Source organism: Streptomyces sp. NPDC046866 (assembly GCF_040704625.1).
Taxonomy (GTDB): Bacteria; Actinomycetota; Actinomycetes; order Streptomycetales; family Streptomycetaceae; genus Streptomyces.
In genome coordinates this window covers 1-18,442 of the sequence record NZ_JBEYXN010000027.1, presented here as the reverse complement: position 1 = coordinate 18,442, position 18,442 = coordinate 1, and the positions used below count along the sequence as shown (strand labels likewise).

18 protein-coding genes and 5 pseudogenes are annotated in these 18,442 nt (G+C 70.3%); 8 read left to right on the top strand and 15 right to left on the bottom strand.

From position 1 onward, the window contains the following. Nucleotides 1-57: 57 nt before the first annotated feature. The 7 genes and pseudogenes from AB0953_RS29545 to AB0953_RS29515 form a co-directional block, all read right to left on the bottom strand. Entirely contained in the window at nucleotides 58-378 is a 321-nt protein-coding gene (locus AB0953_RS29545) for an STAS domain-containing protein (protein ID WP_366862632.1), read from the bottom strand. A gap of 628 nt (nucleotides 379-1,006) precedes the next feature. Further along, nucleotides 1,007-1,120 (bottom strand): annotated as a pseudogene (locus tag AB0953_RS29540) (transposase); the annotation flags it as partial. A gap of 33 nt (nucleotides 1,121-1,153) precedes the next feature. Then, nucleotides 1,154-1,753: an alkaline shock response membrane anchor protein AmaP gene (gene amaP, locus AB0953_RS29535; protein WP_366862631.1), complete on the bottom strand. Its 600-nt coding sequence runs from the start codon at nucleotides 1,751-1,753 to the stop codon at nucleotides 1,154-1,156. A 65-nt stretch (nucleotides 1,754-1,818) separates the two neighbouring features. Next, nucleotides 1,819-2,520 carry a DUF6286 domain-containing protein gene (locus tag AB0953_RS29530; RefSeq protein ID WP_366862630.1) on the bottom strand — a complete coding sequence of 234 codons (702 nt, stop codon included), beginning with the start codon at nucleotides 2,518-2,520 and terminating at the stop codon, nucleotides 1,819-1,821. Nucleotides 2,521-2,553: 33 nt separating this feature from the next. Beyond that, nucleotides 2,554-2,856, bottom strand: a complete 303-nt coding sequence (locus tag AB0953_RS29525) for a hypothetical protein (protein ID WP_366862629.1) — start codon at nucleotides 2,854-2,856, stop codon at nucleotides 2,554-2,556. A 98-nt stretch (nucleotides 2,857-2,954) separates the two neighbouring features. Then, nucleotides 2,955-3,134, bottom strand: a complete 180-nt coding sequence (locus AB0953_RS29520; RefSeq protein ID WP_366862628.1) for a hypothetical protein — start codon at nucleotides 3,132-3,134, stop codon at nucleotides 2,955-2,957. Between the two features lie 60 nt (nucleotides 3,135-3,194). Next, complete coding sequence (locus AB0953_RS29515) at nucleotides 3,195-3,674, bottom strand: Asp23/Gls24 family envelope stress response protein (protein WP_366862627.1); 480 nt, start codon at nucleotides 3,672-3,674, stop codon at nucleotides 3,195-3,197. A 174-nt stretch (nucleotides 3,675-3,848) separates the two neighbouring features. Here AB0953_RS29515 and AB0953_RS29510 point away from each other — a divergent pair, with 174 nt between their 5' ends. The 3 genes from AB0953_RS29510 to AB0953_RS29500 are packed head-to-tail and all read left to right on the top strand — an operon-like array spanning nucleotide 3,849 to nucleotide 5,507. Beyond that, on the top strand, nucleotides 3,849-4,487 hold the full coding sequence (locus tag AB0953_RS29510) for a sigma-70 family RNA polymerase sigma factor (protein WP_366862626.1): 639 nt from the start codon (nucleotides 3,849-3,851) through the stop codon (nucleotides 4,485-4,487). Then, a complete protein-coding gene (locus AB0953_RS29505; protein ID WP_366862625.1) occupies nucleotides 4,478-5,137 on the top strand; it encodes a hypothetical protein in 660 nt (219 codons plus the stop codon). The genes AB0953_RS29510 and AB0953_RS29505 overlap by 10 nt, the downstream gene beginning before the upstream one ends. A 7-nt stretch (nucleotides 5,138-5,144) precedes the next feature. Next, on the top strand, nucleotides 5,145-5,507 hold the full coding sequence (locus AB0953_RS29500; protein ID WP_366862624.1) for a hypothetical protein: 363 nt from the start codon (nucleotides 5,145-5,147) through the stop codon (nucleotides 5,505-5,507). 175 nt (nucleotides 5,508-5,682) lie between these two features. Here AB0953_RS29500 and AB0953_RS29495 read toward each other — a convergent pair whose 3' ends face one another. Continuing rightward, nucleotides 5,683-6,096 (bottom strand): hypothetical protein, encoded by a 414-nt coding sequence (locus AB0953_RS29495; RefSeq protein WP_366862623.1) that lies wholly within the window; start codon nucleotides 6,094-6,096, stop codon nucleotides 5,683-5,685. A 62-nt stretch (nucleotides 6,097-6,158) separates the two neighbouring features. Between AB0953_RS29495 and AB0953_RS29490 the strand changes: the two are divergent. Next, nucleotides 6,159-6,359, top strand: a pseudogene (locus AB0953_RS29490) (hypothetical protein); the annotation flags it as partial. Between the two features lie 35 nt (nucleotides 6,360-6,394). On the opposite strand, the gene AB0953_RS29485 reads toward AB0953_RS29490, so the two are convergent. Continuing rightward, nucleotides 6,395-6,637: a hypothetical protein gene (locus AB0953_RS29485; RefSeq protein WP_366862622.1), complete on the bottom strand. Its 243-nt coding sequence runs from the start codon at nucleotides 6,635-6,637 to the stop codon at nucleotides 6,395-6,397. 1,123 nt (nucleotides 6,638-7,760) lie between these two features. Here AB0953_RS29485 and AB0953_RS29480 point away from each other — a divergent pair. Next, nucleotides 7,761-8,987: a PP2C family protein-serine/threonine phosphatase gene (locus tag AB0953_RS29480; protein ID WP_366862621.1), complete on the top strand. Its 1,227-nt coding sequence runs from the start codon at nucleotides 7,761-7,763 to the stop codon at nucleotides 8,985-8,987. Between the two features lie 297 nt (nucleotides 8,988-9,284). Here AB0953_RS29480 and AB0953_RS29475 read toward each other — a convergent pair whose 3' ends face one another. Further along, a complete protein-coding gene (locus tag AB0953_RS29475; RefSeq protein WP_366862620.1) occupies nucleotides 9,285-9,575 on the bottom strand; it encodes a hypothetical protein in 291 nt (96 codons plus the stop codon). Between the two features lie 697 nt (nucleotides 9,576-10,272). Between AB0953_RS29475 and AB0953_RS29470 the strand changes: the two genes are divergently transcribed. After that, nucleotides 10,273-12,516, top strand: a complete 2,244-nt coding sequence (locus AB0953_RS29470) for a S8 family serine peptidase (RefSeq protein WP_366862619.1) — start codon at nucleotides 10,273-10,275, stop codon at nucleotides 12,514-12,516. A gap of 401 nt (nucleotides 12,517-12,917) precedes the next feature. Here AB0953_RS29470 and AB0953_RS29465 read toward each other — a convergent pair. The 3 genes and pseudogenes from AB0953_RS29465 to AB0953_RS29455 form a co-directional block, all read right to left on the bottom strand. Next, a pseudogene (locus AB0953_RS29465) lies at nucleotides 12,918-13,082 on the bottom strand (transposase); the annotation flags it as partial. Nucleotides 13,083-13,133: 51 nt separating this feature from the next. Beyond that, entirely contained in the window at nucleotides 13,134-13,682 is a 549-nt protein-coding gene (locus AB0953_RS29460; RefSeq protein WP_366862618.1) for an N-acetyltransferase, read from the bottom strand. A gap of 53 nt (nucleotides 13,683-13,735) precedes the next feature. After that, nucleotides 13,736-13,966, bottom strand: a complete 231-nt coding sequence (locus AB0953_RS29455; protein ID WP_366862617.1) for a hypothetical protein — start codon at nucleotides 13,964-13,966, stop codon at nucleotides 13,736-13,738. Between the two features lie 751 nt (nucleotides 13,967-14,717). Between AB0953_RS29455 and AB0953_RS29450 the strand changes: the two genes are divergently transcribed. Further along, nucleotides 14,718-15,461 carry an alpha/beta hydrolase gene (locus AB0953_RS29450; protein ID WP_366862616.1) on the top strand — a complete coding sequence of 248 codons (744 nt, stop codon included), beginning with the start codon at nucleotides 14,718-14,720 and terminating at the stop codon, nucleotides 15,459-15,461. A gap of 126 nt (nucleotides 15,462-15,587) precedes the next feature. Here AB0953_RS29450 and AB0953_RS29445 read toward each other — a convergent pair. Next, nucleotides 15,588-16,048, bottom strand: a pseudogene (locus tag AB0953_RS29445) (hypothetical protein); the annotation flags it as partial. On the opposite strand from AB0953_RS29445, the pseudogene AB0953_RS29440 reads away from it, so the two are divergent. Beyond that, nucleotides 16,049-16,829: pseudogene (locus tag AB0953_RS29440) on the top strand (histidine kinase); the annotation flags it as partial. It abuts the pseudogene before it with no gap. Between the two features lie 353 nt (nucleotides 16,830-17,182). Here AB0953_RS29440 and AB0953_RS29435 read toward each other — a convergent pair. Continuing rightward, the gene (locus AB0953_RS29435; RefSeq protein WP_366862615.1) at nucleotides 17,183-18,058 is read right to left on the bottom strand and encodes a universal stress protein; all 876 of its coding nucleotides are present in this window, start codon (nucleotides 18,056-18,058) and stop codon (nucleotides 17,183-17,185) included. Between the last annotated feature and the right edge of the window lie 384 nt (nucleotides 18,059-18,442).

The window sequence follows — 18,442 nt, the reverse complement described above, 5'->3', positions numbered from 1 at the left end:
CCATGGCTGGGCCCTCCTCGACCCAGCAGCCCACATCTCCCGACAGGGGCCAGGTGGTCAGGCCGCCGGTGGCTGACCGTCACGGATCGTGAACAGCGCCAGCACGCCCGTCATCTCCAACAGCCGCTCCAACTGGCGCGGCAACGGCCCGGCCAAGACCACGGGGCGGGCATTGCGCAGCCGGATGAGGACGTTGAGGAAGGAAGAGTCCGCGAAGGTCACGCCGGTGACGTCGAGGACGAGGAGCCGGGCGTCGGCGGCCTCACCCCCACAGGCGGCTGCCACCTTCCCCGTCGTGTCCTGGTCGAACTCGCCGGAGCAGACGACCACCCACACGCCGTCCGGCTCCGCCCTCAGCGCCACCCTCGGCGACTCCACACGCGCCTCCCGATCCGAACTCGGGCCGGCGTCCGCCGGCCCCGCCTTCCGACCGTACGACCTCACCAGCCCGAGCAACACCACACCGCCCCGGGCCCTGGAGTTCTGGTGGACATCGACGAGCAGGTCGAAACGTCGCGGACGTCGGAGCACGGCGCCCCGGGGCCGCGACGCGGCCGGCCGGCGCGGCGGCGTCGAGCGGTGGCTGGCCGCGGCAACTCGCTTCCTGCTCTGGTTGGTGGCGGGTGAGGCGGCCGGTCCGGAGGCGTGACGGTTGAGTGGCTGGGGCTGTTGGGGATGTGGGATGCCTTCTGAGTGGGTGGATCCGGACGGGCCGGACGACCGTGATTGGGCCCCGTCCCGCCCATCTCACGCGTCCGTGGACGGCGGGTGGCTGATCGAGCAGATCGTCTCGGCGGTGAAGGCCGGTGAGGATCCGGAGATCAGGCGGCTCCTGCCCGCGTCTGGCGGCGATCGCGATGTCCCCGTGCTTCAGAGGTCCGCAGCGGCTCTACGACGACGTGCCGGGGCCGCTGCGGGTGATCCGCCTGGTCATAAGGGTGCTGGCTGCCCAGATGACGACCTTGCCCGCATAGGCGGAGTCCGCCCACGATCCCGTGGGAGAGCGCGCGTCGCGGACCTGGCCGACGACACCGCAGGCGGCCCAGCGGGCCATGAGCCCCCACACGGTCCGCCAGGGCGGGTAGTCCACTGGCAGAGCCCGTCTTTTGCAGCCGGTGTCGGGCCTTCTCAGCGGGTCCGGCCGATGAGAACGCTATTCGGCGCGGTGGGCCTTGTGCGGGGTCACCCGCAGCTGCGTCTTCGCGGGAAGCGTCCGACCGGTTGACTGGCGGGCGCGTTCCAGCGGCCCGTCGCTCAGCGCCTTCAGCACGGGGCCGGGGTCGCTGTCGGGGGTGAGGGTGAGGTCGAGGTGGGCTTCTGGTCGGCTCGGCGGGCCGACCATGCGGGCACGGGCCCGGTGCACGCCGGGCAGGTGCCGGGCGTCGGCTGCGAGAGCGTCGCGCAGGGCACGCTCCCGCAGTTCCACCCCATCCACAGGGGGACCGCCTACAGGGGTGTGGCCGCGTCGGGTGCGGCGCAGTTGCGCCAGCAGCCACCACAGGGCGAGCAGGAGGACGACGGCCAGGACGGCGATGACGGCGGGCCACCACCATCCTTCGTCCGTCCAGCGGGTGCGCTCGGCATCGTCGAGCAGGACTCCGCCGGGCGTGGTCAGGGGCCAGCCGTCGGGTGGTGTCAGGTGCCGACGCCGGTACAGGTCGAAGCTGCCCGCCAGTATCAGCAGGCCGGTGGCGAACAGGACGATGCCGACCAGGAACAGCAGGACTCGGTTGACGGCGGATTTCGTCTTCATGGGATCCACTCCTGTCCACGCTCGCCGGCGTCCGTCCGCGGACGGACATTGCAGGTCGGTTCAGATCATTTCGGTCGGGCTCGGACCCGCACCTTGAGCCGGGGAGCGTGAGCGAGGGCGCATCGGTCGAGTTCCTCCCGCAGCGCCACCACGAGATCGCTCTTGACCTCGGCGGCGGGGCGGAAACGCACGCTGGCGCGCGCCCGGACACGGTGCTGGAAGACCCGGATCCTGGCAGCGCTGACGCCGGGGACGCGCATCGCGGCGTCCCGCAGCAGGAGTGCCGCCGCGTCGCGGTCCAGTACGGCACGCATCCGGGCGTCCGGAGGCTTCAGGGGAAGTTGGTTGCGCAGGCCGGGGGTGAGTGCCAGGAGGATCAGCCAGAGGCCGAGGACGGCGACGACGGCCGCGCCGATCCGTATCGAGACGTCATCCAGCGGGCGGGTGGCCAGTTCGCCGGCCAGGCGCGTGCGCCACGCTGCGGCCGGCTGGCCGACCCGGACCCGGACGATGTCGAACAAGAGGGTCCCGGCCGCAGCTGCGACGAGCAGGGCCGTCAGGGCGGCGGGTATGCGGCGTACGGACCACGGGCGCCTGGCAGTCGGCAGCGGGCCGGCGGAAGGCCGCTCGGCCAGCTGCCCCACCGTGCGGGAGGTGACCTCGTCGGCCGAGGTGGGCTGCTCCCCTTCGGTCGAGGCGGACTGCCGGCGGTCGGTCGCTGAGGGTTGCTGCCGGTCGTCGACCGGGCAGTCTCGGTCTCGTTCCATGCCGGGCTCTCCTTCCGGGGGATACAGACCTGTTCACTCCACGCGCCGCTGTTTCAGGCCCTCGGCCGGGACCAGACGCTCGATGGCGAGAGTGACTTCGGTGATGCGCATCCCGGTCAAATGGGCGACCCTCTCGCTGACGTACTGCCGCACCTGGCGGGACGAAGTGGCCAGGTCCATCGGGTAGGGCATCTCCAGCGTCATTCCCAGCCGCGCCGTGCCACTGCCGGTCCTGACCGACGCGTGCGGAGCGGCCAGTTTCGCGTGAACGGCTGAGGTGTCCGTCTGTGTGGCCAGTGCCTCCTGTGCGGCGCGGACCGCGATCCGCGCCACCACCTTGTCCGGGATCAGCGTGGCCCCGCGTTCGGCCGCGGGCAGGACCGGCCGGGAGGGGCCTGAACCTTCCCCGGCCGCAGCGGGGGCAGGTTGCGGGCTCACAACCGGTTCCGGGAACGCGTGAAGTCGGACATCTCCAGGTCACCCTGCAGCACGCGGCCGACGATCAGGCCCACCAAGCCCAGGAACGCCACGAGCAGAAACGCCCAGAAGCCGCCGAAGAATGCGGCGAAGCCCAAGGCCATGCCGGCCACCAGGCCCACGGTTGCTGCGCTCATTTCACTCACCTGAATTTCGCGTCGGTTGTTTCTCCGCCCGGCGAGTCCGGGATGCGAGGGTCACTGAACGCGCCCCTCGCCTGCGTCCTCGTCCTCGTCACCGGACAGGTGGACGTCGTCGACCGCAATGTTCACTTCCACGACCTCGAGGCCGGTCATGCGTTCCACGGCCGTGATGACGCTGGTGCGGACGTCGGCGGCGATGTCCGCGATGGCGACCCCGTACTCCACGACCACGTCGAGATCCACGGCGGCCTGCCGTTCGCCCACCTCGACCTTCACGCCGCGGGAGACGCTGGGACGGCCGCCGGCGACTTTGTCGCTCACCGCCCCGAGCGTGCGCGCCATACCCGCGCCGAGGCTGTGAATGCCCGGTACCTCGCGGGCGGCCATTCCCGCGATCTTTTCGACCACGCTGTCGGCGATGGTCGTCCGGCCCCGCGTCTCGGGGGCTGTTCCTGCGCCGGTGCGGCCCGTGAGGGCGCTGCTCACAGCAGGTGACTCACTCCCGCCCCCGGCGGGGCTGGTGGTGTCCGACATGAATACCTCCCCAGAAGGTCCATCCGGGCGCCGGTACGGCGCTCATTCCTTAAGACACCTCGCACCGTCATTCCTCACACAGCTCGAGCGGCGCGCACCGCCTACCATCGAGGAGTACGTACGCAAGCCGCGACCAGCGTCTCCAGCAGGTCTTCAGCAGGAAGCGAGTGGCGGATGCGTGACCGGAGCGATGCCCCACCCCCGCTCGGCGCAGGCCCCCCCACGGGGCCGCCGAAGCCGCCGTCCGCCGATGTCGCCGCAGAGCAGGGCTTTGCCGACACCCTGGACGACGGCGTGCTGGCGGTGAGGGCCTCGGAAGGCGATGAAGACGCCTTCGCCGTCCTTGTCCGCCGCCACAGCGGCCGACTGCTCGCCCTCGCCCAGCATCTCCTCGGCAATCGGACGGACGCCGAGGACGCGGTCCAGGACGCCTTCCTCAGCGCCTGGAGGAGACTGCCGGAATTCCGGCACAGCGCCTCCTTCGGTACCTGGATGTACCGGATCGTGACGAACCGCTGCCTCAACACACTGCGCCACCCACCTCACCCACTGGCCCTGGAGACCCTCCCCGAACCCGCTGCCGCGGAGAGTTCACCGCCCCAAGTCGCCGAAACAGGCGCTGCGGCGGCCGCCCTGACAAAAGCGCTCCTGGGATTGCGCCCCGAACTGAGGGTGTGCTGGGTCCTGCGGGAACTGCACGGCCTGCACTACGACGAGATCGCCCACATCGTGGGCTGCAGCGAACAAACGGTGCGCGGCAGACTCTTTCGCGCACGACGCGCTCTGATGGAGGCGATGCGCCCATGGCGCTAGACGACCCGCACCCCACCTCCGGCGACGCGCCCGAAACGGTCGGTGCCCTCCGGGCCGAAGCGCCTCCGCGCTCCGACGCCGAGGCGCTGGCCGGCGGCGAGCTGCTGCCCTGCGGACGCCCTCTCGGCCGTGCCTGGAAACAGGCCCGCGACGCGACCGACGCCGCAGATCCACACAGCAGCCGCTGCCCCTACTGCCGCGACGCCATCGAAGGACTGACAGCCCTGGACCGGGCGACCAGCGCTCTGCGCGCCGAGGAACAGTCCGACAGCCACAACCTCGCCACCCGGATCATCAACGCGGTCCGCGCCGAGGCTCGGCTGGGCAGCCTGCTGCTCCTGGACGACCCCGACCACGACCTGCGCATCTCCGAGCGCGCCGCCGCGAAAGTCCTGCGCCGCGCTGCCGACACAGTGCCCGGCATCCGCGCCGCCAGCTGCCGCATGACCCCCGCGAAGGGCAGCCACGCCGTCACCATCACGTTGGCAGCCACACTCGACCAGCCGTTGCAAGGACGAGCGCAGGAAGTACGCCGAGCCGTCCTCCACGCGGCCGAGCACGTCCTCGGCCTCGCCGTCACCACCGTGGACCTGGAGATCAACGCTGTGCTGGAACCCTCCCGCGTACCGGCGGCGCACGGGCGGAGCTGAACCGACCATGACCACCCCCCACCGCGAGAACATCCACCGAGCCGCAGCGAGGGCCGCCCTCGAGGTTCCGGGCGTGGCCGCGCTCCAGCCCACCCTCGCCGACCGGCTGGCGCTGGCAGCTTTCCCCGTGCACCGGGCCATGGCCCCAGGAACCACCCCGCACCGCGAGGCCGCCGGCATCCGCTGCGAACCCACTGCGGACGGCGGTTGGAACGTGGAAGTCCGCTGCATCCTCCACGCGGACCGCCGCGTCGTCGATGTCGCCCGACAACTCCGCGAGGACGTGCGGACCGCCGTCACGACCTACCTGGCGCGGCACGGCACGGCCGCACCTGTCACCGTCACGGTCACCGTCACAAGCACCGTATAGACCGCCCGTAGTCGGCACCTCGGATCTCGCGGTCACCGCCCCGGCCTCGCCGGGAAGCCCCCGCGGACCGTGACCGATGCTGCCCTGCCGACAAGCCCCCGGCCGGGGTGGGCAAGCTGGTGTTCGGGGCGGCTTGCCCAGGCTCCCCTTGGGCTTACCCCAGCGTGCGTCGCGGTCAGGTTCCGCGGCGGAAGAGGCCTCGGGTGGGCCATCCCGGCTCCTGGTCGCCCTGCGTGGGCGGCGGCGCGGTGGCCTGGCGGCGGACGGCTTCCTCGCGGGCGACGTCGTCGGCGTGGCAGATGCCGCACACGGTGCGGTCCCTGGCCGTACCGGCGCCGCCGCACGCGGTGCTCTCCTCCCGGCGCGACCACGTCGCCCGCGCCGAGGAGCGGGCGGCACGCGCAGGCAGCGGCCAGTGTGCAGGCGGTGCGGGCAGAAGTTCACCGACGGGGCGGTAGGGGGCATCACCGTTGGGGTTGTCGAGCGCGGCCGTCAACATCTGCTCGCCGGTCCGTCCCAACCGCCGCCACACCGCCCCGTCGGCGCCGTGCTCCTGGAGCTGCTCCAGGGCGGTGACGGCGACGGGCACCGCCTGGCCGTAGACCCTGGCGGTGATTCCCCGGTGGTAGGTGCGCCCTGACCAGTGGGACGCGGGAAGGCGCCCACCGGCGGGTGCCGCGCCGCCACGGTGAAGAAGTCTCGATCGAGGGCGAGGCGGAGCCGGTGACCGTCAAGCTCGGCGTATGCGTCTCCAACACCAAGAGCAGGCGCGACAAGCTCACCGCCGACCAGCTCGCCTCGCTCGCGAAGCTGGGCGTGGCTGGGCGTGCTCAAGCCCGATCCGATCCGTAGGGCCGCTTTTCCAGGCGTACACGTCTCCCACGGGCTCAGGATGCGGCGCGGAGGATGCCGCTGAGCCGTTCGTCGATCCAGGCTTGTGCCAAGCCAGTCGTGGACGCAGCCGGCTGCCGGCAGGCCGTGTGGTGAAGGACGGCCCAGCCAGTGCTGCCTGCTGGGCCGGCCATCTCGACCACGCGGTGGTTGCGGCTCCCGGTGATCATCACTGCCGGCAGGGTGAGGTACTCACGCTGCAGATCGGCAGTGAAATCCTCACCCTCCGGGCCGGCCACCACGGCTTCGTGCCCGTCGGTGAGGAGCCCGCAAGTGGCCTGGGCCGCGCGGACCACAGACTCGAAATGGGCCGGGCCAGGCGTGCCCGCGCCATCTGCAGATACAAGCCAAGGACCTCGGCGACGTCATCACCGCGGTCAGCACCTTGGTTCAGGATCATGATCGCCACCATTCCCCCGGAAGCGTCCGTCCACTCTCAACCCAGCAGCGCAATGGTGGCACCCGGGGGAGCAGGTTTGCGTGCCGACCGAGCGCCGGCGCAGCGCGCGCACGGGAGCCAACCACACCGAGGGGCACGAGCCGTGACCGGAGCACTGGCGAATCGTTCAATGAGACGTCGCAGCGGCATGCACACCGCTCCCCCGCAGTCGAGCGGCGCCCTCCCTGGGCAGTCACCCCCCTCCGGCTTCCCAGGGAGCCCTGCCCGCCACGCGGCCGCCACACTGCGGCACAGCGCAGGCGACTGCCGATCCAGGCCCGCTCCACCATTTAGGCTCCCCCAGGGGACTGCCTGCCAGCTGTCCACCCTGCGATCGGCAGACCAGTCATCGAAGCGTGATCAGCCGACTGCCGGACTGGCGCGGCTGATCTGGGCAAGGACGACTTGAAGTCGGCGGACGGCATCTTCCGCCTCCCTGTATGCCTCCGAGCTCGCGAGGACAGTGCCGAAGGTGCCCCCACCGTCGGCGGCATCACGGCGAGCGTTTCACGCGGGCGTTCGAGTCTCTTGATCTGCGACAACGCCTCCTGAACGTCCGGCGGGCCGACAACCTCACGCAGTCCGGCCTCGGCCTCCCGAGCGAGTGCGCAGTCACCCGGCGAACCTCCCACACCTGGTCCTGGATCAGCTGTTCCGCTTCCTCGGCCGGCACTGCGACGATCCTGCGCATGTCCAGGCAGAGCACTCCAATGAACCGGTCCCGCCGCCCCGCAACGGCGTCGTTCCACGCCTGACCGGCCAGCGGCCAGCGGCCTGCGCCCCTCCCGGCCGTCTTTCCCCGGGCCGCTGGGGCGGCATCCGCCGGGCGCTACCTCGGCAGCGGTGTGTGTGCCCCCTTTCCTGAGCTGAAGCCTGGGATGCTGGAGGGGGACAACCTTCCAGGCGGAAATCAGGTGAGCGGCGTGAACACGGAACGCGTGCTGAAGGCGCTCACTGGAATGCTCACCGAGGGGCATCTGGCCGGCTTCGATCAGGTGCCGGAGCTCGTGGCCCGGCACGCCGGGGAAGCCGGCATGGCAGATGCGCGGATCTACCTGACCGACCTGCGTGAGCAGATCCTGCGGGAAGTGACCGGCCGAGGACTGGACGCGGCTGAAGGCGGCGAGGTTTTCGAGGTGGAGGGCACCCTGCCCGGCCGGGCCTTCGTCTCCAACCGGCCGCAGCGGGGGTCCGGCGGAGAGCGCGGCCGCTGGTGGGTGCCCGTGCTGGACGGCACCGAACGACTTGGCGTCCTGCGGGCCGACCTCACCGGCGGTGCGGGAGTCGAGCATCTGCAGACGGTGGCTTCCCTGGTGGGCATGCTGGTGGTCAGCAAGCGCCCCAGCAGTGACGCGGCCGCCCGCCTGGCGCGGACCGGGCGGATGAACGTGGCCGCGGAGCTGCAGTGGAATCTGATGCCGCCGCGTTCCTTCGCCAACCGTGACGTGGTGATCTCCGCCGCGATGGAACCGGCCTACGAGATCGGCGGTGATGCCTTCGACTACGCGGTCGCCGGCGAACAGGTGCACGTGGCCGTATTCGACGCCATGGGACACAACAGCCACGCCGGGCTGACCGCGAACCTGGCGGTGGCGGCCTGTCGCAACCATCGCCGTCAGGGTACCGACCTGGTCGCCACCGGCGAGCGCGTCGAGCAGGTCCTGGTCGACCACTTCGGCCACAACAGCTACGCCACCGCCATCCTGGCCGACCTCAACGCCGTCACCGGGCTGCTCAGCTGGATCAACCGCGGTCACCATCCGCCGATCCTGATCCGCGGCGGACGCTGGACCGCCGCCCTGCCCTGCCCGCCGGCGCACCCGCTCGGCACCCAGCTGGGCCTCACCGCCACCTTGTGCCGCGAACAGCTCGAACCCGGCGACCGCGTCCTGCTCTACACCGACGGCGTCATCGAAGCCCGTGATGCCCGCGGCCGCGAGTTCGGCCTGCACCAGTTCACCGACTTCATCATCCGCCACCACGCCGACGGCCTGGCCGTCCCCGAAACCCTGCGCCGTCTCATGCGCGCCGTCCTGGACCACCACGGCGGCCGGCTCGACGATGACGCCACCGTCCTCTGCCTGGAATGGCACGGCCCCAGCCGCAACACCGAACTGCGCCCGCAGGCCGAGCAGGACCCCAAACCATGATCAATCTCAGCGCCAACGGGTGTATCGATGTTCCAAGGCCGAACCGGAACATCATGATCTTGACGGGGAATGTACAGCGTGAGGAGCACGCCGTCGATCAGCCTCCGCAACAGCGCCCGTCCATCCCTTTCCCATCCCATGATTACGAGCGACGCCCGGGCTCGATTCCACCTGCCTGTCTTCTTGCTCGGCAGCCAAATCCGCGGATGTACCCCTGGCGACGCCGCCGCCTCCCGGATACAGGCCAGACCTCTTCCCCGGCTATGGCGTGGAAAGACACCTCATGGAGTTGAGCCGTCAAGCGGCAGGGGGTCCGCCGCCCCATCGCCCGCGCAGAACCTCGGCCCGGTCGCCAGCTTCCGGACCCGGATGCTCCCACGGCGGCACCGGATGGGGAGCCGTCTCGATCAGGTGCACGAGCGTCCAGGCGACGCCGTAGCAGTCGTCGGGGCCGAAGCAGGTGGCCAGGGCGGCCGCCTCTTCGGACGTGACACGGCGGGAGATCGCCGTCAGCTGGCGCTCACGCCGGTCGATATCTTCAGCCGGCGCCGGCCGAGCCGCCAACGGTGGCGAACCGGGTGCGGTCATCGCCGATCTCCGCGAGGAACCGTGCGCCGATCTGGGAGCCGATGCCGGGGAAGCCCAGCATGATCGGGGCGTCAGCAGCAGCGCCGCGGCCTGGGAAGCGTTCGGCGGCCCGCCGAAGCGGCCAGGCGTCCTCGACCACACAGCGGGCCAGGCGCAGGCGTCCGGTCTCGGTCAGGGGGCATTACGGTGGGGCACGAGGGCCTTTCCGGTGGCCGGTGCAGATGTCGCAATCCACACCAGGCCAGAAGGCCCTCACCCATTTCAAGATCCCTCAGCCGAGACCTGCATCACCCGTCCACAACCTGCCGGAGCAGAACAGTCAGGGCGTGTGGGAGCAGGCTGGCGGCGGACGTGTGGTCTCTACGCCAGGCGGCTTGGTAGGCGAGGTTGGGGACGGGCTTGTCCCCCGACCACCGACCGCAGTCCCGTGAGGCCCTGTGCCGCCTGCTCGCCCGCGGGAGCTCGAGAGTTCGACCGTGTCCGGCCGGTTGCTGAATCGATACCTCCGGCCTCCTGCGCCCGAATCGTCGGATGGAGGCGTGTCCTCCCCACACGTCGTCACTCTCCGCAGTTAAGTTGGGCTCCGACGTCCGGTGCCCGGGGCAGCCGCGGCGTCCGCCGCGTGGATCCGCGATCGTTCCCCTGCACCCCACCTCCCTGCTCGGGCGCGCGAACGCGCCCAGGAAACGGAACCGCCATGCGGGTAATCGCATACTTCATGCACGAGCATGAGGAACAGGCCGCGCTCAATATCCTCGGCAACCCCACCGCCACCGAGAGCTACGTCGTCGGAGATATTGCCGAGAGTGACATTCCTGAGCTGGAGAGCGCCGGACTCACCGTCGGCAGACTGGACGACGTCCGCAGCGAGACGTCCGCCATGGCCCGCGGGCGTCTGACCGGCGGATCCGCCGCCCCCGAAGCGGAGGGCGACGCGGAGGTCCTGGCCGTCGGCCCCGGCGACCGCGCCTCGTGGATCGTCCAGCTCGGAGAACCGCTCGTCGAACAGTACCGGGACGAGATCGCCTCCACCGGCGTCGAGCTACAGCGCAGCGTCCCGGTCAACGCCTACATCGCGGCCGCCACCGAATCCCAGGCCGGCCAACTGGCCAACCTCGACTTCGTGGTCTCCGTCGACCGCTACGGTCCCCGAGTGGGCGCCCCCGTCCGGCTGCGGGCGGCCGAATCGCCGGCCCCGCCCACTGCAGGCGAGCCGAAGACGGCCACCGGCGGGCGCGTCTGGGATCTGCGGCTGGCAGAGACGCCCGGCGCCCGCGAGTTGGTCATGGCATGGCTCGAGGAGCACGAGGCCTCTTCCGGCCTGCGCCTCATCGCCTCCGCCTCGCACCGCATCCGGCTCAAGCTTCCCGAGGGGTCCCCGCTGGAGACGGAGATTCCCCAACTCGCCGATGTGCTGGACATGGTCGAGTACGTCCCGCCGAAGCTGTGCAACGACCTCGCCGTCCGGCTGATGGGAATCGTCCCCGACGGGGCGGGCAGCAGCGGTGTCCCGTTCACCGGCAAGGGGCAGACCGTGGCGGTCGCCGACACCGGCCTCGACCAAACCCACCCCGATTTCCAGGGCCGCATCGTCGGCGTTGTCGCGCTCGGCCGCCCCGGCGACAGCGACGACCCGGACGGGCACGGCACCCATGTCGCAGGCTCCGTGCTGGGAGACGGCTCCGCCTCCCAGGGCCAGATCCGCGGCGCTGCTCCCGAAGCGAAGCTGTACTTCCAATCAATCATGGATGCGGCGGGAAACCTCGGCGGACTGCCCCTCTCCCTCGCCGATCTCTTCGAACCCGCCTACCAGGCCGGCGCCCGCATCCACAGCAACAGCTGGGGCGCCGCCACCCGATCCGCGTACACCATCGACTCCGACGACGTCGACTCCTACGTCCACCAACGCCGCGACATGCTCGTCGTCATCGCCGCCGGCAACGAGGGAACCGCCGGCGTACGCCTGAACTCACCCAAGGGCTTCGTCGACTGGGCATCCATCGGCTCACCCGGCTCCTGCAAGAACGCCCTCACCGTAGGAGCCAGCCGCAGCGACCGCACCAGCGGCGGCTTCTCCCAGGCCACCTACAACAGCCTGTGGCCGGGAGACTACCCCGACCCGCCCATCGGCGCCGAACGCGTGTCCGGCGACCCCGAATCCCTTGCCGCCTTCAGCAGCCGCGGCCCCTGTGACGACTTCCGCATCAAGCCGGACCTCATGGCCCCCGGAACCGACATCCTGTCCACCCGGTCCTCCCTCGCCCCCTCGAAGCACTTCTGGGGGCTTCACCCCCAGAACCCCCGGTACGCCTACATGGGCGGGACCAGCATGGCCACCCCGCTCGTCTCGGGCTGCGCCGCACTCGTACGCCAGTACTACGTCGACCGGCGCAGTACCGAGCCCAGCGCAGCCCTCGTCAAGGCCACCCTGATCAACGGCACACGCAGGCTGTCAGGGCCTGACTCGACGGCCAAAGACCCGCACTACCACCAGGGCTTCGGCGCCATCCACATGCCCACCACCCTCCCCCACGACGGGGCGGCGGACTTCGACCTCGAGTTCGTCGACACGTGGCAGAAGCCGGCCAAGCAGTTCCAGCGCACCGGGGAACGCAAGCGCTTCAACGTAACCGCGGGACCAGCCACCCCCTTCCGGCTCTGCCTCGCGTACACGGACCTGCCCGGCCGCGGCCTCCAGAACGACATCAGCGTGATCATCCAGGCCCCCGACGGCACCAAACTCGCCGGGAACACGGGACTGCCCAACCCGCTGATCGGCAGTGACTGCACCAACAACGTAGAGGTCGTCCGCATCGATACCCCTCCCGCCGGCACCTACCTCATCCAGGTCTTCGCCCGCAACCTGCTGGCCGGACCGCAGGACTTCGCCCTTGTCGTCACCGGCGATCTGAGCGGACCGATCACGCAACTGACCAACTGACCCGGCCGCGACAGAAGAAGCGGGCAGATGGCGCGGCCGCTGCGGCGCCAATCGTCGGGCAGGCAGACGTCGCCCGCGCCCTGCCCGACCTCGTGTGCCCTGACAGGGCAGAAATACCCCTCGCGGTGCGCCGACCACTACGCCCCAGGGCGCACAGGTGCGGTGAGGCGGGCGGCGGGGCGTTCTCTGGCGCACTGTCGTCGTGTCCGTAGAGACGTGAACCTGTTGCAGTACTGCTCGAGGTAGGTGTCGGTCTCCCGCCGGGCCGGTCCGGGGCGACTTGGAGATTGGCTACACGGTCGCCGGCGGTGCACACGCGCGGGTCGGGGCGCTGTGAAGTGGCTGCGCGGATACGGTGGGACGCTCGGGTTCGTGACGTTGCAAGTCAGGGCGACGGTGTCCTAGTGCCGCATCAGGCCAACGTTCGCCCCGCCGACTACCTCGCGTAGGCGTGTGTCGGCGGCGTGCTTGTTCCGCCGGGTGATGTAGCGGCGGCTCATGCTGCCCTGCTCCTTGTGGCCGGCATGGTATGTGCCGTCCAGTGCGAAGTAGCGCAGGGCGGTGAACGGCATCCGCACGGCGCCTCACCCCCGACTGGGGGCGAGGGTCGCGGGGCACTATGCGCTGGGGTCGCGGAGGCCGACTGCGTCGTGCCGCCAGAACGGCTCTGCATAGACCAGTGTCCCTGTCATCCATGGCTCGTACTCCGGGAGCCTGAGGGCCTGGAATGCGCCATCTGGAATGCGCAGGGATGGCTTTCGAAAGCCTTGGTCGCCACCGGGCACGAAACCGAAGCGAGAGTAGTAGCCCGGATCGCCCTCCAGGAAGACCAGGGGGACGGCACGCTCAGCGAGGGTCTTCAGCCCGTGTCGGACCAGGGCCGAGCCGATACCGCGTTTGTGATGCTCGGGCAGGACGGCCAACGGGCTGAGCACCTGCACCTCAACCAGTCGCCGGGGGGCATCGAGCAGACTGCGGGTGAACATGACGTGCCCGACGGTCTGCCCGTCGAGTTCAGCAACCAGTGAGAGACCGTCCGCGGGCGTGATTGTGCCCCGCAGGGTATCGACCAGGTCAGCCACGACAAGCCCGTGGTCACCGAACGCCCGCAGGTGGATGTCCCGCACAGACTCTCTGTCGCTCGGAAGTTCTTCGCGAAGATCCATGCCCGGAGGGTAAGAGCCCGTCCCAGTCGCTCGCACACGGTTTTGCAGACCGGTCAGCCGGCCGCCGCGGGCATGCCCGAACCAGAGCGCACCATGGTGTTGCTGTCGCCGGGCTGGATGGGCGCCCTGTTGCCGGCCAGGCGGCAGGAGGACTCCCGGCTGGCGATGCCGAGGTAGACCTTGCTGTTGCCCTCCACCCCGACCCGCCGTTTGAAGTTTCGCTCCCCTCGCTCCTGCGTCGCCGTCTGAAGCGTCAAGGTGATCTTGCTGATCGTCTCTGGCATGACAGTTCCTCCTGTAGGGGTTACTTCACCCCGGGGCGACACCCCAGGGGGTGGGCCGCCGGGCCCGCCCCACCGGACGGCGGAGGGGGTGACAGGGGCCGTACGCGTGGGCCGGCATGTAGGCCGGGGGGTGTTCGGACAGTCCACGGCGTAGCACGGCAGGGCCTCGCGCTCGGCCAGGTCGACGGCCAGACGCCAACGCTTCTTCGTCGCGCCCCATTCACCCGGGTAGCTGACTTTGGTGCAGCCCTCGTCCCAACGTTCGTCCAGGTAGTGCTTGTACTCCTCGAGGCGTGGCGCATTCATCTACACCAACCACTCGCGGGGACTGGACTTCGGGTTCGGGCCACGCATCGAGCAGCCGAAACACCGCGCTGCGGCTGATGGACACTGAGAGGGCCCGTGCCATGCGGGCGACAGCCCGGGCGGCGAGGGCGACTGGGCGAGAGACGCCGCACTGTCGACCACACCAAGATTGGCCCTGGTCAGTTCAGACTACGTCCCAGAGCCTGATCGGAGCCTCAGTCGTCACTCGGCGTCCACGCAGCACCGGGCATCCGCCCACGGAGCCATGCAAGAAACCGTTTGGCGGACCACGAAGATCACTGCTAGGTTTCGCGAGGCCGTGCGAGAGAACAAGGAGGTGGTACCCGTGAACGCAGTATCGACATGGGTGCTCCCCTCCAGGGTCACGGTCGGGCGATAGGTCGTCCGGGAGCGCCGTTCAAGAGCACTCCCGAAAGGCACGACCATGCGATTCACTTCTGAGCAGCGCTTCGACGACGGTGTCCTCGAGCGCGAATTCACCGTCGGCGAGATCCCCGGCCTGCTGTGGACGCCCGAGTCCGCGTCCGCCTCCGAACCGGCGTCGCTGATACTGATCAGCCCGCCGCCGCTCGGGCTGGGCAAGATGTACCCTCGGCTCGCAGGGCGGGCCCGGTACTACGCGGCGGAGTACGACTTCGCCGTGGCCACCGTCGAGCTTCCGGGCAGCGGTGACCGGCCCCGTCTGGCCGTCCTCGACCAGGCCCGCGCCGACCTGCGCCGGATGATGGAGGCCGGTGAGCCGGTCAGCGGCGAGATCGTCGACGCCCTCATCCTCCCGTTGGTCGAGAAGGCCGTCCCGGAATGGCAGGCCACCCTGGACGCCCTCCTTGCGCTGCCCGAGATCGGCGGCCCGGTCGGGTACGAGGGGGGCGTCATCTCAATCGGTGTCCGGCTGGCGGCGGTCGAGCCGCGCATCGCGGCCGCCGGTCTCTTCGCGGGGAGCTTCGTGCCCGCCGCCATGTTCGAGGAGGCCCGCAAGGTCACCGTTCCGCTGCAGGTCCTACTGCAGTGGGACGACGAGGGGAACGATCGGCAGGCGGCTTTGGACCTATTCGACGCCTTCGGCTCCAAGGAGAAGACCCTGCACGCCAACATGGGCGGGCACACCGGCGTCCCGCAGCACGAACTGGACGCCGGGGCCCGTTTCTTCGCCCGGCACCTGAAGTGAAGCCGGGCAGCCGCGCCACCCGCAGACGATAAGCGGTGTCAGCCAGGACTGCCCGTCGAGTGCAGGTCCTGGCGCTCCTCTGTCGCTGACCGCCGCGCGCCGAACTGAAGCCACCACGGGCAGCTGTCAGTGTGCTGTGGCGGCGTGTGTGGGTGTGGCGTGGAGGGAGCCGAGGAGGGCCAGGGCCCCGGCACTGGGGCTGTCTGGTTCGGCGTGGTAGACGATCAGTTGCCGGCCGGGAGCCTCTCGCACGTCGAAGGCGTGGTAGGTGAGATGGAGCGGGCCGACGTCTGGGTGGTGGAAGTGTTCGGCTGCTCGGGTCTTGCCGTGCACGGTGTGGGTGTTCCACAACCGGGAGAAGTCCGCGTTCCGGGCGAGTACACCGACGAACGTGCTGATGGCTGGCGATGAGCGTCCGCAGGGCGGCGGAGGCACGGCTTCGGATCGGGGTGTTCGGACCGGCGGGGCCGCGCTGGCCAGTCGGTGCAGATGCGCCACGGCGTCGGCGTCCAGCAACAAGGCGCGGCCGAGTGCCGTCACCACCTGAGCCGAGGGTGGCGTTCGCGGCCCTGTTCCAGCCTCGTGTAATCGCCGACATCGCCATGCCCGTCCCCTGCGCCGAGAGCCTGGTCCTCGAACTCACCCTGGGCGGAGACTACGGGGCCCGGCGCGGGCTGGTCCTCCCACGGGCCGGGACGCTGTCCGGCGAGGCGCACGTGCTGACCGAGCCGGTCAGCACGGCCGCCCTGTCAGGGGACGAACGGTACGTCTCCGACGCGCAGGCTGCCGAGGGATTCGGGCCGGCCGTGGCCGTACCGCTGGGGACGACGGGCCGGGAGAGCCGGGGCGTCCTGCTGCTCGCGCGCCCGGTGGGAGAACCTGTCTTCACCGAGGGCGAGCTGGAGCCGCTCCTCGCGTACGCCGGGCAGGCGGCGCTCGCCCTGGAGCTCGCCGAACGGCGCCGGGACGCCGAGCAGCTGATATTGCTGGAGGAGCGCGACCGGATCGCCCGGGACCTGCACGACCTTGCCATCCAGCGGCTCTTCGCCACCGGTATGACCCTCCAGAGCGCCGTCCGGCTCGTCCAGCACGATGGCGCCGCCGAGCGGGTCGGCCGCGCCGTGGATGACCTGGACGAGACCATCAAGATCATCCGCTCGACCATCTTCGGCCTGCGCGCAAAGGACCGCGAGGCCGCCCCCGGCCTGCGGGCCCGCGCCGCGCGAGCGATCGGCGAGGCGGCGACCGCGCTCGGCCATCCGCCCCGCCTGAGCATGGAGGGTCTGCTCGACACGGACGTCCCGGGGCAGGCACGTCGCTGATCACGTGATGGCCGTGCTGGGTGAGCTCCTCAGCAATGCTGCACGGTCGCCCCATAGCCCCGAGTTCCATCTCGCGCACCTCCCGCCGGGACGATCGGTCCGTTCATGTGTGGGCCCCAGCCTCCCTCGCGCCCGCGCCTGCGCACCAGGGCCGAAGGGTCCCCGTGAAAGGCTCGGATTCCTGACCTCGGCAGGTCATCCCCTGCACACCAGGACACGATCGGCTTTCGGCACCCACATGGACCTGGCCACCAGCGGAGGTACTCCGGTCAGGCGTGACCGCGGCCGCCCGTGGAGGCAGCGCCGGTGCAGGCGAAGGAAGAGATCGATCCTTGCGCTGTCGCAGAAGATGCGCGGCGCCGACACAATCCCGAGACGTCATGGCCTCGGCCAACGGACTCAGACATGCGGTACGACGGCGACCGGGCAGCGTGCGTGGTGGAGCGCGGCGTGGGCCACGGAGCCGGTCCTCGGCCCCACCGCCGACTGCCGGACCTGCCGTCCGACGACGAGCAGCTCGGCACGGGAGGCCGCCGACAGCAGCACTTCCGCCCCGCTGCCCATCTCAACGTGTTCGACGACCTCCACCTCGGGGTATTTCTGCCGCCACGGTTCCAGCGCCTGCTCCAGCGCCGCCTTCTCGTACGGCTCCAGGCCGCCGAACTGGTCGGCGAGCCACATCGATCCCGGGCTGTAGGCGTAGATCGGGGGCAGACTCCAAGCACGTACGGCCCGCAGCGTGGTGTCGCGGGCGGCTGCCGCCTCGAAGGCGAACCGCAGTACGTCGCCGCACTCCGCCACGCCGCCCTGCTGGCCGACGACGACTTCACCCTCCCCGGGGCCGGGAGCCGGCGCTCCCTTCGCCTCGCGCACCGAGACGACGGGGCACTCCGCGGCGGCGATGACCTGCCGGCCGTAGGATCCGAGCAGGAATCCCAAGACGGCGCCGTGGCCCCGGGAGCCGATGACCACCATCCCGGCGTCCTTTCCGGCCCGCAGCAGGGCCGGCACGGCCGCATCCTGCAGTACGTCCGCCGTCAGCTCCAGCTGAGGGTACCGGTCGGCCAGGTCGGCCTCGGCCGCCTTGAGGATGTCCTGCGCGCGGCGTGCCGCGGACTCCCGGTCCTGAGTGACGGGCAGGTCGAGCGGCTGCCACAACCAGGCGTGTACGAGGCGCAGTGGCAAGTCCCGGCGCACGGCCTCGCGTGCGGCCCAATCTGCGGCGTCCAGACTTTCGGGAGATCCGTCGACTCCGACGACCAGGGGGCGATTCACGTATCTGTCCTCTCACGGATTCCCGGTTTCATGGGGATGGTGGGGCCGGTGTTGCGCCGGCCGGGGGAACCGGTGCAACCGGCTTCACCTTCCCTCCCCGGGGCAGGACCGAAGAAGGGCCGACAGTCCCTCTGCGAGGGCCGGTCCTCCCCTGCCTCCGCGGGTCGGACCGGGTGCAGGGTGTCGGTGCCGGGTCAGCCGGCAGACGCCCGGACCGCCGCAGCGAGGAGCGGACATGACCGCGTACCCGATCCCGGAACTGGACGCCCACTGGCGCGCCGCCAACTACTAGTGCTTTGTTAGGTGGTGTCGTAGGTCTGCCATGGGATGGTCTGCCGACAGGTGGGGCAGGTGCCGGTCCAGGTGGCGATGAGGTGTTGGAGG

Bases quoted from the DNA above. Each gene is read 5' to 3' on its own strand.
- AB0953_RS29455 (WP_366862617.1), bottom strand. From the start codon at position 13,966: ATGCCAGAGACGATCAGCAAGATCACCTTGACGCTTCAGACGGCGACG.
- AB0953_RS29505 (WP_366862625.1), top strand. From the start codon at position 4,478: ATGGCGCTAGACGACCCGCACCCCACCTCCGGCGACGCGCCCGAAACG.
- AB0953_RS29475 (WP_366862620.1), bottom strand. From the start codon at position 9,575: ATGACCGCACCCGGTTCGCCACCGTTGGCGGCTCGGCCGGCGCCGGCT.
- AB0953_RS29500 (WP_366862624.1), top strand. From the start codon at position 5,145: ATGACCACCCCCCACCGCGAGAACATCCACCGAGCCGCAGCGAGGGCC.
- AB0953_RS29460 (WP_366862618.1), bottom strand. From the start codon at position 13,682: ATGGATCTTCGCGAAGAACTTCCGAGCGACAGAGAGTCTGTGCGGGAC.
- AB0953_RS29510 (WP_366862626.1), top strand. From the start codon at position 3,849: ATGCGTGACCGGAGCGATGCCCCACCCCCGCTCGGCGCAGGCCCCCCC.
- AB0953_RS29450 (WP_366862616.1), top strand. From the start codon at position 14,718: ATGCGATTCACTTCTGAGCAGCGCTTCGACGACGGTGTCCTCGAGCGC.
- amaP (WP_366862631.1), bottom strand. From the start codon at position 1,753: ATGAAGACGAAATCCGCCGTCAACCGAGTCCTGCTGTTCCTGGTCGGC.
- AB0953_RS29470 (WP_366862619.1), top strand. From the start codon at position 10,273: ATGCGGGTAATCGCATACTTCATGCACGAGCATGAGGAACAGGCCGCG.
- AB0953_RS29530 (WP_366862630.1), bottom strand. From the start codon at position 2,520: ATGGAACGAGACCGAGACTGCCCGGTCGACGACCGGCAGCAACCCTCA.
- AB0953_RS29520 (WP_366862628.1), bottom strand. From the start codon at position 3,134: ATGAGCGCAGCAACCGTGGGCCTGGTGGCCGGCATGGCCTTGGGCTTC.
- AB0953_RS29515 (WP_366862627.1), bottom strand. From the start codon at position 3,674: ATGTCGGACACCACCAGCCCCGCCGGGGGCGGGAGTGAGTCACCTGCT.